Genomic DNA, 15,035 nt, shown 5'->3' with positions numbered 1-15,035 from the left:
TCAGAAAGCGAAGCTAAAACAACGCGTAAGAAGGTTTCGAGATAAACCTTGGTAAGGGAGAGGTCGAGAGTTCAATCCTCTCTTGCAGCACCATTACATCTCAAAAACTCATGTATTTTCAATGAGATGCTGAGATGGCCACCTCTCCAATCCACCTCACAGTCCACCTATTTGGCGCCGCTGCCGGGCCGAATGATGCCCACTCGGCTTCCTATGCGGATTTACGAGCGAGCGAATGATCTGGAGCCGAGAGAAGCTATACCTCGAAGTCTGGCAGTCGCCGATGATCCACTTAGCGGCGAGGCTCGGCATTTCAAACACTCGGCTCAAGCAAATTTGCGTCGAGGCCGACATCCCACTGCCCCCGCGCGGGTACTGGAACAAAATTGCTGCCGATAGGCCTGTTCCTGCCCGCCCGCCGCTTGGACCATCCAAAAGAGGGATAGAAAGGGCCCAGTTTCCTGGGCCGAGCCAGCCGAGAGAGGAACCCCTGCCACGCTCCTGCAGAGAGGAAATCGCGGCATCCGTGAGTTCAGTCACCGTCGCCTCAACGCTCCGGACGCCGCACCCATTGATTACTCGGCTTAAGAATGACGTCGAATTTCGGCTCAAGCACGTCGGAACGATAGCGAACGGTCCAATGGCGGAAATCGTCCGTAGTGAGGAGCTAACGGCAACTGATAAGCGGCGACTTCGAATTCTTGACGCTCTGTTCAAGCAGCTAGCCAAGCAAGGCTGGCAGATCAAGTTGGAGGCGACACGCCACTTTGCCGCCGTCTACGAGGACGGCCAGATTGTCTTCAGGCTGAATGAGCGGCTTCGGCAGGAGTTCATTGAAAACCCACCGCCTACCGAAGAGATCTATCGTTTGCTGTGGCAGCCCAAGCGCCAAGTGTTCCATCGGACGGGACGGTTGGCATTTGAAATCACGACCTATGGCATTGGGACGCGCTCAAAGTGGGAAGACGCCGCCGACGCCCAAATAGAAGACTACTTCCCCGAAATCTTGGGCGCTTTCCTGCTAGGGAGGCTGATTCGGCAAAAAGAGAAACAAAGCCAAGAGGCCAGAGCCGATCGGATAGCTGAAGCCGCTCAAAGGCGAGAAGCCGCTCGCATCGAGGCCGAGCGGGAAGTGGCCCGCTGGAATGCTTTGCTCGAAGCTTCCGCCAACTGCCGCAAGGCCGAAGTAGCGCGCTCCTTCATCGACGAGCTCGCGACCAGGATCCACGATGGAGGCGAACTGATAGACGGCAAATCAGCGTCTGAATGGCTCGAATGGGCGCGCAAACGCGTGGACGATTTGGACCCGCTGAAAGATGGCGCATTGGCCGCCATTCAGCGGATTGTCGCCAAAGGTTAGCAGGCCTCAACCGCGACCTCCCGGTCACTATCGCCGCCAACTGCCCAAGGGATCTGCGTGCAGGCGTAGTCCCTGCCCCGCCCCCGCGGTGACGGATGCCTCTCTGGCGCCCCCAGGGACGGCTCGGCGTCGTCATCCTCGCTTCCGTCTTCGGGCTCGTAGTCAGCGTCACCGTCCAGCCAGTCGAGGACGGCCAGCAGCCGCGCCAGGCCGCGCTCGGTCTCGGCTAGCAGCGCTACCAGCCGCTCGGCCTCCTGCTCGATAGCGGCTCGCGAGTGAAACAGGGAGAATCGCTGATGGTTCGGGCGAATGCTCATCGGCGTGGCTCCCTGGTTATCGGCGCCAATCCATGGGCGCGCTCTTCGGCGTCGAGCAGCTTGAACGCCACTCGGAACAGGATGCGGAGGCAGACAAGGCGCAGGAGGCTCATTGCACCATCCCCCTGTGGATCAACTCGGCCTTCAGGGCGGCGCGGTCCTTCGCGCTGTCGGGCTGGTAGCTTTCGGCAATCGCGGCGGTTGATGCGTCCAGCGGGTACGGCTCGGACGCGTCGAACGTCGTAAGCACGCCGTCCTTGCCATCCCGATATCTGCCCCTGACCAGCACAATCGAATAGCCTTGAGCTACAGCCCATTCGACATGCGCGGCGGCTCGTTCCTGCGCGGTGCTCATGCTGCCACCGCATTTCGCGCGCCATCGTCAGGGTGAACCAGCCGCCGGGAGAGTTGTCGGATTTCGTGGCGACGGCTTTCTACTGTTTTGATGTGGTCTTTGACCGTCCAGGCAATGCGCATGATAGCGCCGCTGGCCGGATCCTCGTCGAGCGCTTCGGCAATGAGGTCTATCGCCGCCACGAGCTGAGAGATTGCGATAAGCGGGTCTTCCATCTCGCCCGCCAACTCGAAAGCCCGCGAGATGAATTGCTTAGAGTCGGTCATGCTGCAGCCCTCGCCTTGGTCTGTCGGGTGCCGGTGATTGCCGCTTGGTGCACGGCCTCCAGGTCGCGCCCGATTGCTTCGCTCATATCGCGAGCGATGATTGAGAGGGCCACCGCTCTGGACAGGTCCTCGATGCCGGCGGGATGAGTGACGTTCAGCAGGTTCTCAACGAGCGCATCGAGTAGATGGCCAAGGTGGTGCGTGTCGGTCTCGATGTCGTCGAGGGTGGGGGTCTGGGCATTCATGCAGCGTTCCTATTGGATGCGGAGTTCAGTTCAGGCGGCGCGCAGCTCGGCGAGCCGGTGCCGGTCGGAATGGGAAAGGCGGTCCTTCGCCTCAATCGCCATGGCAGCGTCGATGCGCTGGCGCTCGGCCGGTGTCTGGGCGGCCCAGATGGCGCGGAAGCCCGCGAGCTTCTTTGCTGCATCCCAGGCGTTGCGGAGTGCCCAAGCGAAGGTCTCGCGGTACTGACCCGGCTTGGCCGAGCGGCGGGCCGTGGCGTGGGCTTCTCTCATGATGGCAGCGCGGTCGAAGGCGGACATAGCTTCTCCGTTCGCGGCAAGGGTGTTGCCGTCGCTTGCGTGGTGCGGAACTGGAAGAGGGTTAGTTGGCCGGCTTAGCCAGCGCGGGCATTGGGTCGGTAAGCTCGGTAGTGCGCCAGGTGCGCCTCAACCTCGGCCGTGTTCATGAAGCCGGTGATGGTCAGGATGTCGATCGGCACGCCAGCACAGGCGATGCGGTTTTGCTCGGAGATGAGGGCTTGGATCATTTCGCTACGGGACATAGACGCAGCTCCGGATAACGCTTTTCGTTAACCTTAACCTAAATGACCATATTGGTTCAGTCAAGCGCTTTGTGTTATGAGTAACGAAATTCGTTTGCATAGGAGGATCGAGTGACACTGAATCCGGCGCAGTGCCGAGCTGCTAGAGGCCTCGCTGACTGGTCGCAGGCTCAATTGGCTACCGCTTCGAACGTGGGATTGAGCACTGTCCGGAATTTTGAGGCAGGCAGGTCCGTGCCAGTGGCAAACAACCTCGCTGCGATAGTCAGGGCGCTGGAAGCCGCCGGCATCGAGTTCATTCCCGAGAATGGTGGCGGTGCAGGTGTGCGTTGGCGCGACCGGGCCGCCCCCGTCGACGAGGGAAGGAGCCCCGACGAGCTGACGAGCGAGAACGATGGCTGAGCTGCCGCCTCTCGCTAGACTGACGGACGCGTCGCTAACCCTGGGCCCTATCGAGCGCCTGCAGGAGGCATCGCGGAACATCTGGTATGTGCTTGACGACGTGGGGCAGGTCGTCGATGGGCTGGCGCATCATTGGGATGTAACGCCGGTCCATGAAGCGGCTCATGCTGTTGCCCACACGCTAGCCGGACTGCCTGCTGGCTCACTGCACTACTTCCCGTTCGGCGCTATCAATGGTGTGCTCGGCTACTACGTAGCCAAGGGAGAGCGGAAAGGCCGGCGCGTGTTGGTCTCTGCCATGATTGACCAGATGGGCCTTGATGGTTCCCTCAAGTATCTCGTTGGAGTTTACGCCGGAACAGTGGCGGAGATCCGCCACGACCCTCGCCGCGCCGCCAGCGGATTTCAGAAGGATTCTCGCGATGCGGAGGCGCTCTGCCACGGGCTGGAAGACAAAGGGCTAGCGGACCGTCACGGTATCCAGGCTTGGGCGTGGGCCGAAGCCTGCAGGATGTTCCAGGCGCCGGAAGTGTGGTGTGCAACGACGGCGCTGGCGGATCGCCTCAGGGGCTCCAAGGCAATTATGGCTAGGGTATCTGGACCGGCCATCGAGAAGATTGTCGCACGGCACTGCCCTGATGGCTGGGCTTGGACCGCTTCGCCTCTCGCAGCCCTGTCACAATGACGCCCGTAGCCGTCTTGGCACTTGCGACGTTGATCAGCGCCGCCGCAGCACCCGCCAATGCCGAGGTTATCGACGGCAACCGCATGATCGTTATCGACGGAGACACGGTTGCCCTACCGTGCGCGGTGCCGGCGAGAGGGTGCGCTGAGAATACCCGATTCATCGACATCGATGCGCCCGAGACGTTTCGGCCGAATTGTGAAAACGAGCGGCGGGTCGGGCTACGAGCCAAGGCGCGGGTTGCCGAGCTGCTTCGAGGCGCTACGGTTTATATCGAGCGGTCGGGTCGCAAAGACCGCTACGGCCGCACGCTGGCGAACCTCGCAACAGCTGGTGGCGATGTCGGGGCCGTGCTGGTGCGGGAGGGGCTGGCTGTACCGTATCGGCCGGGCAAAGCCGCCAAGGCCGGCCGGATCGAGCACTGGTGCGGCTAGGTGGGGGTAACGCGGGCGCCTAAAACGCTAAAAACACGAAGAAACTTGCAACGGGGTGCAACGGGCAGAGCCCGGTTAGCTTGTTCAAGCTCGCCGCCATCCGCCGCGCTCTTGACGACGATAGGCGGGCGCGGTGGACGGCATTGTGCAAGGGCTCGCTATCACTTCAAGATAGGCCCTATTCGCCTTCTTTCTCATCCGGCGCCTTGGTCTGCACCATGATGCCGCCGACCTTGTTAAATACCTCGGCAGTGCGCAGCAGTTGGCCAGCGGTGGCAAGCGCGACCAGCAGGGCATAGGTCATTGCCCAGAAGCCAATAAAGCCTATCACCGGGCTTCCATGCGCCTTGCCGATCAGCGCGAGAAGAACGGCTATTGTCTGCACCAGGATGAAGTGAAAGAAATTCGCTATGACCTTGAGGAACAGCGAGTTCTCTTTGCCCTTCTGGGTGAGGGTGGAAAATATGGCGGCATTCGAGAACGCCAGCATGATGGCCATACCACCCATGCTGAAGCCTAGCAGGCTCGGGACGATTTCGATTGCCGCCTGCGCCCACGCCGGCCCATCGTCTGAAGTCTCTGTCCAGAATGGCCAACAGATGAGCGTGACCACAAGGCCGACATAGAGATAGGGGGAGCGGAGCAAGGCTCTCCGCCCACCATAGAGCCCCCAATATCTAGATAAGGTCTTCGTCGCGCCGGCGCCGGACAACCGACTCTTTAGCGACGAGAAGAGCCGCACCGAGTGCGGAGCCAAACTCACCCAGAAAGCGCTTAAAAATACGAGGGTGAGACTTAGTGCTGAGATGCACCAGTTCGCCATCCGCATCGTTGCCGTTGCCAACAACGTAGCCGTTGAATTCAGCAACTTTGGCTTCAACGGTTGTTCGCTCATCGGGCTGCAGCCCCTCATTTCCTGGAACGGCCACTAGGACCTTTTCCAATGATTTAGCATTCTGCGCGTCAAGTTCTGCCAGTATGTCCTCGACATCGAGGTCATCGGCGTTCGGGCGGACCAAATGAATTTCCAGGCGTTTCAGCCGGTCCAAGGCGAGGATGCGATTTAGGGTGTCTTCATCAGGGATCAAGGTCACTTCAACAAGCGGTGCGTCGAGGCCCTGCACCTCTGGCGCAAACAATCCCGCAAGAATGTTCTCGACACGCTTCGGCGATACACTCTTTCCGAACTCGTTTTTTACCTCCACGAACATCGTGTGGTCGCGCTCCCGAAAGCTGTAGAAGAAGATCCGGCCATTGAAACCGAGGTTCTCGGGGATATCGAGCTCCAAGTCCTCCCAAGCAACTTCCTCCAGGCGCTGGGTGTCAACCGCCGGTTCATCGCGGTTGATTTCAGTCCATGTGACCAGGCGCCCTTGGTAGAAGCCGTCTTCTCGCTGAACCGGCGGCGAGATTTTGGCGTAGTGGTCTCCCCAATAATTGACCTGCGCCCCGGAAGCCTTTTCGAGAAGGGTCAAATATACGCCCGTTGGGTGCGGATGCGCAGCGACATTCACTGCGCAGTATTGAACGACAATATTGTCTGCCATAGCTCCCCTCCAGCTTTGTAAGGGGGTATGCGACAGGATTCATCAATAACCCGTTCACACGCTATTGGCTTCCGCGCGCAGTGGACTGTGGTCTCTTTGATGAAGGCAGCTTCTGCGCATCCGTCGTATCCAACCGCACCTCCCCCGTATCTCCTCGTATCTCCTCATATCTCCTTGTTTCAATTACGTAATTTCTTGCATTAAAACTCGCGTCGGCTCAGAATCGATGGACTGAAATCCAGTTCATTGGAGGCTAAGATGCCGCTGACATTCTCCATCTACCTACCGCCGGACCTGTCCGAAGCAGTGCGGGCCGAAGCTGATCGACGCGGCTCGTCCGTCGCGCGCGTGTTCCGCGATTCCATCGTCTCGACACTTGGCATCGACAGCTACCGCGAGATTGATCGTCGCCGCCTTCCCCGCGCCGGGAGGGCAAACTGATGGCCGATTACAGCCGCTTTCTCTTCGATGCCTTCAGCGGCGTTGGCGACGCTGTCCAGGAAAAGCGGAACTATGCCGCCAAGCTTCAGGAGGCGGCCGACCGCAACGCCCGAGATGACAGGCGCTTCGACTACTCGAAACTGCGCGACCAGGTGGGCGACGAACAGTTCGCCCAGACCCGCGAAGACAATCGATCCTATCGCGATGCGATGTTCGGTTTGCAGCAGCGTACAGCCGAGCGGCAGGACATCATCGCCAGCCGACCGAACATCGAGACGTTCTACGAGCCGGACACTGGCCGCGAGGTGAAGGGTATCTACGACCCGGAATCCCCGACTGGCTTCCGGCCTGTCGGCGGCGCCAAGACGAGCACGGCCAACATCCCGAATGGATACCAGCCGCGACCAGACGGCGGGGGCCTGACGTTCATCCCCGGCGGCCCGGCCGACCCATCGGTAATCGGCAATTTGGCTGGCGTGCGAAACGAAGGAAAGCCCGGGCGGCCGCTTCCCGCCATGACCATCAAGGATCTTGGCACCAAGGGCCAGGCGGTCGACGACATGGGCCGTCTGACCGAAGGTTTCCAGGACGGCTATAGCGGTTACAAAACCACTCTGGCCGGCGATTTCACCAATGCAGTCGGCCGCAACTGGGGCCTCGGTCTCGGCGAACAGGCCGGCTGGTGGCAGGACTATCAGAGCCGCAAGAACCTTGTCCGCAACCAGCTCTTCGGCGCCGCACTCACGGCCCAGGAAAAGGCCGAGTTTGACAAGGCGGACGTCAATCCCGGCATGACGCCGGCCGCAATCCGCCAGAACCTCACTCGCCAGCAGGAAATTGCCACGAATGCCGCCCGCAAGATGGCGACCGCCTACGCCAAGCAGGGCTATTCGAGGGAAGCTATCGAGGCCGCGCTTGGCATGTCCCTCGACGATATCGGCGGGGCTCCCAGCGGGAACGGCGGTCAGCAGCAGGCGCCGAGCTACCAGCCTCAGGACATCGCAGCGGAAATGCGCCGCCGGGGGATCATGTAATGGATCTGCAATCGCTCTCTGACGACGAACTCCGCGAGCTGTACGCACAGAGCCAGGGCGGCGGCCCCGCCGGGCCGGAGCCTGATACATCTTGGGCTGATCATCTGCCGATAGCCGGCAGCAGCAAAGACCAGTCGCATCTCGAACCGATGCGGGCGCGCCCGCTCGGTAGCCCCGGCAGTCAGGGTGTCATTCCGAACGCTGGCCCGCAGCAGGATCAGCAATACCCTCCCAGCGTCGGGGCCGGCAGCACGGGTCGCGTCGCGAGGGTGTTCGACGACATCGAGGCCCAGTCCCAGCGGCCCCAGCTGCAGGCTGGTCTTGAGGCGAAGGCAGGCGCCGCCTCGCTGCAGGATATGAGCGATGACGACCTGATTGCCCTGCACCAGCAGTCGAAGGGGCCGGGCGCCGGTATCACCAGCAACGTCGCGGCGGGCCTGAACAGTGCGCTCTATGCCACGGCCGGCGCTCCGGTCGATGCGATGACCTGGGCGCTCAACAAGGGCATCGGAGGCATCAACGCCGCGACGGGCGCCGGGCTCTCCGAAATCCGCGACCCCATCGGAGGCAGCCAGTCGATTGCCAATGCCTTCGGAACCATCGGTGTCGATGACCCGGCCAACGTACAGGCCAACACGACGGGCGAGCGTATCGCGCGCGGCGTGGGCGAGGGCATCGGCTACACGGTCGGACCCCAGGCGGCAGTCGGTGGCCTCGCCAAGGCAGGAGCGCTTGCCCCGGAAACCGCGGCGAAGGCGTATCAGCTTCTCGGCTGGCCGAGCAGCACGGCGGCAGTCGCCGGGAACGCTGTCGCAGGCGGTGCAGCAGGTGGTGGCGCTGTCGCGGCCATGGAGGCCACTCCCGACCGCTACGACCCGCTCTCCGGCCTCGCTGGCGGCATGGCCAGCGGTGCGGTCGGAACGCTGGCGTCCGGCCTTCCTCGCCTTGCCAATGAGGGCGTGCGGCTTGCCGGCGACTGGATTGCCCCGATGCATCGCGGCGGGCAGGAGCGCATGGCTGGCCGCATGCTGAACGAGGCGGCAACCGACCCGCGCGCCGTCGCCGAGGCCCTGTCCCAGCCGGGCGAGATGGTCCCGGGCTCCAGGCCGACCACGTTCCAGCAGACGGGCGACATGGGCCTCGGTGCCCTAGAACGCCGCGTCTCAGCTGAAAACCCGGCCGAGTTCAATCAGCGTCGCGCCGATCAGAACGCCGCCCGCCTCGACAGCCTGGGCACGGTCCAGCCTGCCGGCAACCCCGAGGCGCTGACGAAGGCTTTGCGGACGCAATTCGACAACATCGACAGACAGGGCGACGCCATGGTGCAGGCCGCCATGCAGAACGCCCGCACGAAGACGCAGGCTCTCGGCGGCAACGTCTCGGCCGAGGCATCAGGCGACGCCATCCGCTCCGTAGTGCGGGCTGCGGATACCGCGGAACGCGACCGGGCCAAGGTGCTGTGGAAGGCGGTCGACCCCGAGGGCAAGCTGGCACTCGGTACCGACAATCTGCGTGATATCGCGGCAACCATCCGAAAGGAGATGCCCGAGACGGCGAGGCCCATGGAGGGCGAGGAATCGTCCATCTTTGATATCATCGGCCGGCTCAAGGGCGCGATTGGATTCTCCTCCATGTCGGCGCTGCGCTCCCGCGTCTCAACGCAAATGCGCCAGGAGATGATGACAAACGGCGAGAGCCCCGCTTATGCTCGGCTGTCTCGGGTTCGCGGGGCTATCCAGCAGGATATCGACGGCGTGATTGCCCAGAAGGCAGCGCAGGAAGCCGAGGCCGTCGCCAGCGGGGCGATGCGCGAAGAAGACACGATGCTCGCCGCATGGCAGAGGATGTCGAATGACTGGGTCGCCCAAAAAGCCACCCGAGAGGTTGGGCTTGAGGCTGGAGCGAATCCTGGCGCAACTGTCGGGGGTCGAGGCGGCGGACGTTCCGGCATTCCTGGCCTTCGCGGAGCAGAGAGCCCGGGCGGCGCAGGACTTCGAAACGCTGCGGGCGATCCGGGACTATCGCCAGATGCAGGCCTCGTCCCCAACTTCGACGATGCCGCACGAGGCCGGCTAGCCGCCGCGACCGAGGCGACGAAGCAGCGCGCCCGTACCTTCGGCGACGGCGCGATGGGCTCGATCCTCCGTCGCTCCGGCAATGATGGCCCCTACCGCCTGCAAAATGCTGCCGTCCCCGAAAAGCTGTTCTTCCCCGGCGGGAAGTCGGCTGAGAGCATCGCCAAGTTCCGCAAGGCGGTTGGTGATGACCAGGCGATGGGCCACCTGCAAGACTATGCCGTGTCGCAGATGCGGCGGACGGCCGAGACACCTGAAGGCATCATCGACCCCAAGCGCCTCGAGGCCTGGCGCCGCCGGCACGGCGAAGCCCTGAAAGCCTTCCCGGCCCTCAATGCCAAGTTCGCCGATGTCGAGAAGGCGTCGCAGACCGCCATCGAGGCCGGCACGCGCCGGGCGCAGCAGCTCGACGATTATCAGAAGGGCCTCGTCGGTAAGCTGATCGGGGCGGACAATCCGGACGACATCACCCGCATGGTCGGTAGCGTCTTCGGGCGGCAGGATGCCAATGCGGTCATGGCTCGCCTGGCGAACGAGACGAGTTCCAATCCGGAGGCCCGGGCAGGCCTGCGCAAGGCGGTCGTCGACCACATGCTCGGCCGGCTGGTCTCGAACACGGAAGCTGCCACGAGTAGCCGGACGCTCCTGAAGTCGGATCAGCTCCAGAGCTTCATCAAGCAGAACAGCCCGATCCTGAAGCGAATCTTCAGCGAAACCGAATTGCAGCGGATGCAGGCGGTCGCGGACGACTTGCAGCGGGCCAATCGGTCAATCACGGCGGTGAAGCTGCCAGGCGGCTCCAACACGACGCAGGACACCCTTGCCGCGGCGAAGGGTGATAGCCGACAGACAATCCTATCGAAGGTTGTCGTCGCCACGCTGGCGGGCGGTGTCGCCACGGCAGCAAGCGGCATCGGCGTCGGCCTCGCGGCTGTGCTGGGGACGAACGCCGTAATGGCGCTGCGACAGGCCGGCATCAACAGCGTCGACGATCTGGTACGGGACGCGATGCTGCATCCGGATCGGGCGGCGCTGCTGCTCTACAAGGGCCAGTTCAAACCCGGCACCGGGCCGGCCGTCGCGCTCGCCAAGCGGTACAAGCAGGCGGCGATGACGGGCGCGGCCGTAACAAACCACGAGGGGCCTGGCGGCTCGTCGCGCAACGACCCCCTGAAAGTTACGGTAGATCAGCCGGCGAATTGGGCCGACATGCTGGAGGGCGGGCAATGAGCACCGCGCGTTCGGCCATCCCGTCGAATGCCAGCCTGATCGCTGACGAGCCGGACGACCTGTTCATCATCGCCTATGACGAGTACGCGGCAGCGCTCGATGAACTGGACGCGGCCGAGAAGGAAGTTGACCGCCTGTGCGGCATCCTGCCGGACGACGCCCGTCGGCCCTGCTGCGCCCTGATTGGCGTCACCACGGAAGACGGCAAGGCGGTCGCCGTCTACGCGCACACCCACGAAGAAATCGATGAGGCGGTCGAGACTATGCGTCGGGGCAGCGATGGCGACCCAGTGTCGGACACCCCCATCATCGAAGCCTTCGCCGCGGCCGCGCACGAAGCTTTGCGGCAGGACGCGGAGCGGGGCATCCGGGCGCAGAATGAACTAGGCCTGCCGGCCGCCCGCGAGCGCTATTACGTCGCCCGCTCTGACGTCAGTGTGGCCCGCGACCGGATGCTAACCATCGTGCCCATCAGCCCCGAGGGCATCACGTGGCTGGCGCAGTTCGTCCACTCCGCCGCGAATGATGGAAAGGATCTCGGGCTAGCCGCCAGGGCGGCGCGGAATCTCGCCCTCGCCACCAGCCGGAAGGTATTCGGCCGCGACCTGCTGCCAACCCTGCATTGAGGTGAAAATGGGCAAGTCGACGAAATCCAAGGTGGTGCCGCTGCACCCCGAAGCGGATGTCCCCGCCCCGGTATCCGACAGACCACCGCCTGGCCAACGCATTCAGAAGGCCATCAGCCAAGCTGCCGCGCGCCAGATAGACCGGACCCAACCTGTTCGCGTCGACATGAAGATCCAGGCGGATGGCACGCCGCTTATGTGCTGCCCTCATGACGATCCGACAGGCTTCACGGTCCATCTTAAGGAGACATTCGGCAGTAGCTCTTTCGACTTCGCTTGGCGGCAAGTGGGGCTTGTTCGCACGGCAGTCAACGCGACGGATCGCGACGAGATGAACGCTGCCCTGGCATTTGTCGGGGGCCTGAAGCCAGCCGATGAAATCGAGGCCGCGCTTGCGGTTCAAATGGTTGGCGTCCACGAGGCCTCCGTGCGGCTGCTCGCAACGGCGATGAAGGCCAGCACCATCGATGCCCAGGAGCGCTACATCAACATGGCGACCAAGATGCAGCGGACGTTCACGGCCCAGGTCGAGGCCATGAAGCGCTATCGGTCCAGCGGCGAGCAGACCATCCGCGTCCAGCACCAGAACGTCACCGTGCAGGAAGGCGGCCAAGCCGTCATTGGGGACGTGCACGGGGGAGGCCGGAGGGGATGAAGGAAATCGGAGATAACCCCATAGACCGTCTCGCCGCTGCCCGTGGTGCACCCCGTTGCACCGCGAAGGCGAAGTCGACAGGCCTTCGGTGCGAGGCACCGGCGGTTCGCGGCCGGAGCGTCTGTCGCTGCCACGGGGCACGAGGTGGCGCGCCGAGAGGTCCGCGCCATGGGCTCTATCGTCACGGGCTCCACACAGTCGAGGCTATCGAAGGTCGGCGGGAGATGCGGGCGCTCTACAGAGCGGCCCGGGAATTTCTCCTGAGCACCTAGTCGGGCTTGCTCCTGCTGGGTCTCAACTCGGCAAGCGCAGACCCCAGGCTCCGATCAAGAAAGAGGGCTCGTAGCCACTGATCGATTTGCCGCCAGATGAGCTCTACCTGGCCATCATCAGTTTCCACTCCGGCAATCAGATCACGCAGCGATTTCCTAATTAGTATCAAGGTGTGCCTGTTAGCCTTCGCTGCCGGCGGAATCGTCTTGATTTGGACCGTAGCGCCGAGCGCACGGAGCTGTGCACCACGTAGTTCGAGCTGGTTCAGTACTTCGCTAGGTTGCGGATTGATGGCGGGATTTGCCTCCAAGCGGACCATCAGGTCGACGCTATCAGGGTCCAAAAGTTGCACTCGATGGTCTTTTGGATCGTAGAGAAAACCGATCGAAAGCGCGCACTTCCACTCAGGTTCCGCGAACAATATTGCGGTCCGCCCAAAGCGGTCCTGAACCACCGGCTGAGAGCGCAGCTCCTCTGGGATGATGTCCCAGCTCTGCTCGTTCAATAGTCGCTGGCAGTATCGCCCAATCCGCTCTTTAAAGCTTATTGAGGTCATGAAATCCCGCATCTCTTGAAGTGAGATGGCCCGATCTGGCCCGAGACCTTCCTTCAGCATAAAATCCAAGAACTCCCCCAATGTGCGGTCGCCCGACTGAATGTCTGCAAGGGCTTTGAAGACATCCCGCCAGAGAACGGTTCTGTATGAAAGATGGCTGAATCTGCCTGCATCGAACTGGTCGGCGATTGCTCTTTCCGACGTGCTTGCGCAGACGAACACCAAGATACTCCCGCTCTGGTGCTTGGCAATGCGGGCATACTTTTCGAGCTGAGATTTGCTGCACGGCGAGTCCCATTTGTGCTCGACGATCAGATTGAAGCTGCTGCCAGACAGATCTAGGCCGGAGACGTGGACATCAGGGTAGATCGTCGTTCCGGCCTCCTCGTCCATGTGCGAGAGCCGCGTGCTTATCTGAACCGTACCGACATCCACATCGATGTGAGCGAGGAGCCCAAGCCATCGGCGCATGGCGTCAGGGTTTCTCCTGACCACGTAAACTAAGGATTCAGTTAGGAAATTCTCCCTAGGCGAATGACTGTCTCGCGTTCGGAATTCGAATAGACAACTGAAGAGGTTCAGATCGTCGACGGGAGGAAGCTGTGCTTCGGCGCTCCCTTCACCGGGAGCGACATTCAAGACCATTGAGCCACAACTCCAAATAGGTGCGAGGCGGAGACCATATCCATAGCATTGCAGCGTGGTTGTTGGGAGTGTGCCCGCCCGAAGATTAGGCCACAAAGCTAGCCCTAACCGCTGCGGCGGCTACAGAGTCCCCTGGCGACGATTTCGCCTCGGAGCGTCGCCGAGATAGCCGTCACACATGGAAAGCGAGACAGCGAGTCCTGCAGACGATTTGCAGCGATAGCGAACGGCATTCGCGGGCGCTTGCGTGAAGTGCGAGCTTCCCACATGTCCTAAAGGACCTCGTCCGCCGGCTGGGGCAAATCGAGAGGCGCCGCGCCTACAGCCCCACCCCCACTACTGCGGAGATTCCAAGGGAGCGTGTATTTCTTGATCAGACCCATCTCAAGGCCCGCCGCACCATGGATGGGTAGGCCGTTCCATTCTAGCGCGGGTGGCTCGGCGGTGTAGATGTCGATGACAGCGCCGGACCCTAGTTCTCGCCTGATTGCTCCATTCAGCCGGACGTTTGTCACCTGAGAGGAGCCTGGCTTACCGTAGTAGTAGAGTCGCTTTGACAGCCCCATTGTGGCTAAGCCGACATAGAGAACCGTGCCACCTTTGGCATAGGCATAGACGCCAATCCCTTTTGAGATTGGCTGGTCGGGGGCGAGTGCGCCGGAGCCGGAGAGGCCCCATCTCCCGGCGAAAGAGAACCCGGCTGCGACCAGGACGTCTACCCGAAGCGGCGGCTTCTGAGCGCTCTGTTTGCCCAGCGTATCTTGAAGGTGAGCGACTATCTCGGGACCGGACTCAACGGCAGGGGCGCGGGGCTTGATAGCCGCTATGACGTTGTAGGCGTGCTGATAGCGGATACCGAGGCGGCGAGCGATTTCCGCTGTTGAAACCCCTTGGCTTGCGAGTTCGCGAATGCGCTCTGACTTGGTCATGGTGCCCCCCGGATACTGGAGGCTATCCGGGACAGGGTCCAAGGTCACTAGCTGGCCTGCCCCTGCGACTTCAGAAAGCTTCAGTCGTGTCGGTGGTGCGAACCTGACAAAACCTGACATCGCGACCGAGTTTTCCGACGCCCTAAAACTGGAACGCGAAGATTTTTCCCTGGTCACATGCGCGAAGGTTTTGGTGAGGTCACAACGCGGGGCCGGTGTGAACACCAGTTGGTTCCCAATCCGCTCGTCAATTCATGGCCTTACGGCGAGCTTCGGCGCTGCGTTCGGGGGGCTCCCCAAAATTGGGGGCGGTGGAATCATACCCTTCCGCCGCAGAATTCCGCCGTTTCCGAGCCAAGACAGTGAAAACGATTCGCGCTAACCAGTTTGGAGGTTGATATGCAGTCGGGCATGGTCATGG

The 15,035-nt window shown here is 62.1% G+C and carries 19 protein-coding genes; 10 read left to right on the top strand and 9 right to left on the bottom strand.

Features of this window, described 5'->3' with window-relative positions; translation table 11 throughout:
* Positions 1-640 precede the first annotated feature (640 nt).
* On the top strand, positions 641-1,360 hold the full coding sequence (locus tag G342_RS25190; protein WP_018182139.1) for a hypothetical protein: 720 nt from the start codon (positions 641-643) through the stop codon (positions 1,358-1,360).
* A 95-nt stretch (positions 1,361-1,455) separates the two neighbouring features.
* A complete protein-coding gene (locus G342_RS26555) occupies positions 1,456-1,590 on the top strand; it encodes a hypothetical protein (RefSeq protein WP_281170437.1) in 135 nt (44 codons plus the stop codon).
* 196 nt (positions 1,591-1,786) lie between these two features.
* Here the strand turns inward: G342_RS26555 and G342_RS0105640 are convergent, their stop codons facing one another.
* The 5 genes from G342_RS0105640 to G342_RS25950 all read right to left on the bottom strand — a co-directional run bounded on the left by G342_RS0105640 (position 1,787) and on the right by G342_RS25950 (position 3,082).
* Entirely contained in the window at positions 1,787-2,032 is a 246-nt protein-coding gene (locus G342_RS0105640) for a hypothetical protein (protein ID WP_018182136.1), read from the bottom strand.
* Positions 2,029-2,298, bottom strand: a complete 270-nt coding sequence (locus G342_RS0105635) for a hypothetical protein (protein ID WP_018182135.1) — start codon at positions 2,296-2,298, stop codon at positions 2,029-2,031. The genes G342_RS0105640 and G342_RS0105635 overlap by 4 nt, the downstream gene beginning before the upstream one ends.
* Entirely contained in the window at positions 2,295-2,543 is a 249-nt protein-coding gene (locus tag G342_RS0105630) for a hypothetical protein (protein ID WP_018182134.1), read from the bottom strand. The genes G342_RS0105635 and G342_RS0105630 overlap by 4 nt, the downstream gene beginning before the upstream one ends.
* A gap of 30 nt (positions 2,544-2,573) precedes the next feature.
* A complete protein-coding gene (locus G342_RS0105625; RefSeq protein ID WP_018182133.1) occupies positions 2,574-2,840 on the bottom strand; it encodes a hypothetical protein in 267 nt (88 codons plus the stop codon).
* A 74-nt stretch (positions 2,841-2,914) separates the two neighbouring features.
* Complete coding sequence (locus G342_RS25950; RefSeq protein ID WP_018182132.1) at positions 2,915-3,082, bottom strand: hypothetical protein; 168 nt, start codon at positions 3,080-3,082, stop codon at positions 2,915-2,917.
* Positions 3,083-3,193: 111 nt separating this feature from the next.
* On the opposite strand from G342_RS25950, the gene G342_RS26550 reads away from it, so the two are divergent.
* The 3 genes from G342_RS26550 to G342_RS0105605 are packed head-to-tail and all read left to right on the top strand — an operon-like array spanning position 3,194 to position 4,603.
* Positions 3,194-3,484, top strand: a complete 291-nt coding sequence (locus tag G342_RS26550; protein WP_281170436.1) for a helix-turn-helix domain-containing protein — start codon at positions 3,194-3,196, stop codon at positions 3,482-3,484.
* Positions 3,477-4,169 (top strand): hypothetical protein, encoded by a 693-nt coding sequence (locus G342_RS0105610; RefSeq protein WP_018182130.1) that lies wholly within the window; start codon positions 3,477-3,479, stop codon positions 4,167-4,169. Before G342_RS26550 ends, G342_RS0105610 begins: the two co-directional genes overlap by 8 nt.
* Complete coding sequence (locus tag G342_RS0105605) at positions 4,166-4,603, top strand: thermonuclease family protein (protein ID WP_018182129.1); 438 nt, start codon at positions 4,166-4,168, stop codon at positions 4,601-4,603. Before G342_RS0105610 ends, G342_RS0105605 begins: the two co-directional genes overlap by 4 nt.
* 178 nt (positions 4,604-4,781) lie before the next feature.
* Here G342_RS0105605 and G342_RS0105600 read toward each other — a convergent pair whose 3' ends face one another.
* Both G342_RS0105600 and G342_RS25180 read right to left on the bottom strand, forming a co-directional pair.
* A complete protein-coding gene (locus G342_RS0105600; protein WP_018182128.1) occupies positions 4,782-5,249 on the bottom strand; it encodes a hypothetical protein in 468 nt (155 codons plus the stop codon).
* A gap of 31 nt (positions 5,250-5,280) precedes the next feature.
* The gene (locus G342_RS25180) at positions 5,281-6,150 is read right to left on the bottom strand and encodes a DUF4747 family protein (RefSeq protein ID WP_018182127.1); all 870 of its coding nucleotides are present in this window, start codon (positions 6,148-6,150) and stop codon (positions 5,281-5,283) included.
* Between the two features lie 258 nt (positions 6,151-6,408).
* On the opposite strand from G342_RS25180, the gene G342_RS0105590 reads away from it, so the two are divergent.
* The 5 genes from G342_RS0105590 to G342_RS25175 are packed head-to-tail and all read left to right on the top strand — an operon-like array spanning position 6,409 to position 12,211.
* Entirely contained in the window at positions 6,409-6,591 is a 183-nt protein-coding gene (locus tag G342_RS0105590) for a ribbon-helix-helix protein, CopG family (RefSeq protein WP_018182126.1), read from the top strand.
* Positions 6,591-7,625 carry a hypothetical protein gene (locus tag G342_RS0105585; RefSeq protein ID WP_018182125.1) on the top strand — a complete coding sequence of 345 codons (1,035 nt, stop codon included), beginning with the start codon at positions 6,591-6,593 and terminating at the stop codon, positions 7,623-7,625. Before G342_RS0105590 ends, G342_RS0105585 begins: the two co-directional genes overlap by 1 nt.
* Positions 7,625-10,930 carry a hypothetical protein gene (locus G342_RS0105580; RefSeq protein WP_026304157.1) on the top strand — a complete coding sequence of 1,102 codons (3,306 nt, stop codon included), beginning with the start codon at positions 7,625-7,627 and terminating at the stop codon, positions 10,928-10,930. Before G342_RS0105585 ends, G342_RS0105580 begins: the two co-directional genes overlap by 1 nt.
* Positions 10,927-11,556, top strand: coding sequence for a hypothetical protein (locus tag G342_RS0105575; RefSeq protein ID WP_018182124.1), 630 nt, complete (start codon positions 10,927-10,929; stop codon positions 11,554-11,556). The genes G342_RS0105580 and G342_RS0105575 overlap by 4 nt, the downstream gene beginning before the upstream one ends.
* 7 nt (positions 11,557-11,563) lie before the next feature.
* Positions 11,564-12,211, top strand: a complete 648-nt coding sequence (locus tag G342_RS25175; protein WP_018182123.1) for a hypothetical protein — start codon at positions 11,564-11,566, stop codon at positions 12,209-12,211.
* A 268-nt stretch (positions 12,212-12,479) separates the two neighbouring features.
* Here the strand turns inward: G342_RS25175 and G342_RS0105565 are convergent, their stop codons facing one another.
* Positions 12,480-13,685 carry a hypothetical protein gene (locus G342_RS0105565; RefSeq protein WP_156830818.1) on the bottom strand — a complete coding sequence of 402 codons (1,206 nt, stop codon included), beginning with the start codon at positions 13,683-13,685 and terminating at the stop codon, positions 12,480-12,482.
* A gap of 272 nt (positions 13,686-13,957) precedes the next feature.
* Complete coding sequence (locus G342_RS0105560) at positions 13,958-14,614, bottom strand: GIY-YIG nuclease family protein (RefSeq protein WP_156830817.1); 657 nt, start codon at positions 14,612-14,614, stop codon at positions 13,958-13,960.
* Between the last annotated feature and the right edge of the window lie 421 nt (positions 14,615-15,035).

The sequence above is a fragment of the Kaistia granuli DSM 23481 genome (assembly GCF_000380505.1).
GTDB lineage: Bacteria > Pseudomonadota > Alphaproteobacteria > Rhizobiales > Kaistiaceae > Kaistia > Kaistia granuli.
The sequence above is the reverse complement of the archived record's forward strand: the minus strand, read 5'-3'. Positions and strand labels throughout refer to the sequence as shown.